Here is a 979-nt window from a genome sequence, read left to right on the forward strand (position 1 = left end):
AATACGTTAGGGACCACGGGCACCGATATGGATTGGGCGGCAGCAGAATATTGGTCAACGGAGATTTAAATGATGAATTCAATATCTTTATCAAACGCAACAGATTTTCATGAATTATACCTGACCACAGGAACCGTGCTTGCTAAGGCCGTGGAAACTCAAGAAGGGACGAGTGATGAAGGCTATTGCATTCGTACCGCGCAGAGTGAAGTGAGTGCGAGCTTAGCGGCGAGTTGTTTGCTAGTGCCGAATGTGGGAGATGTGTGTTCGGTAGCCATTGATGAGCAAGGGCGAGGTTGGTTGTTAGCGATTTTAGTGCAAGCTAATCCGAGTCAAGGTGTCTTGTCCCATGCGGGGCAATTTAGCATTCAGGCACAAGGTACCTTGCACTTGAGTGGACAGGAAATCATTAATGATGCCCGTGCTCAGTTGCATTTATCGGCGCCAGAGGTGAGTGTGCACAGCGATGAGATGGCGATACAGACTCAAGAGGTGGCGGTGAGTGCCAATAAAGCACAAGTTATCAGCAAAACCATGAGTGTGGTTGCCGATAAGGTGGAGCATGTTGTGGGCTTGATGATGCAAAAGTTAAGCGAGAGCTTTCGTGTGATTAAGGGCCATGATGAAAAGCAAAGTGGCAGTAGCCGTCAACTTGTTGAAAAAGAAGCGGTGTTACATGCTAAGAATGTGATTTCTAGTGCGGAAAAGCAGATGATAATGGAAGCGGAGAAGATCCATTTGGGCTAACGTGTTATTGAGGTTAGTGTTCGTGAGCGAAGTGATGAAGTCAATGAATAGTGAGTGAGTAGCATGCTTGTTCATTGGTGAGAGTATGCGAGGAGGTGGATATGTTTGGTAATACAGCGTTAGGTGGCATGAATTTAGGTTTTCCAGATGTGTGTAATACGCCGGGTCCGGTAGGGCCAATTCCGGTGCCGTACCCGAATATTTCACAAGGTAACATGTGTAATCCGGGGAC

At 47.1% G+C, this 979-nt stretch carries 2 protein-coding genes; both read left to right on the top strand.

The genetic code is table 11. The features are described 5' to 3' along the window. Window positions 1-69 precede the first annotated feature (69 nt). Window positions 70-747, top strand: a complete 678-nt coding sequence (locus Q0779_RS23650) for a DUF3540 domain-containing protein (RefSeq protein ID WP_298776714.1) — start codon at window positions 70-72, stop codon at window positions 745-747. Window positions 748-875: 128 nt separating this feature from the next. Continuing rightward, the coding region (locus tag Q0779_RS23655; protein ID WP_298776715.1) for a PAAR-like domain-containing protein at window positions 876-979 on the top strand (104 nt) is incomplete at its 3' end.

The sequence above is a fragment of the uncultured Shewanella sp. genome, from assembly GCF_947491715.1.
In the GTDB taxonomy this organism is placed as follows: Bacteria; Pseudomonadota; Gammaproteobacteria; order Enterobacterales; family Shewanellaceae; genus Shewanella.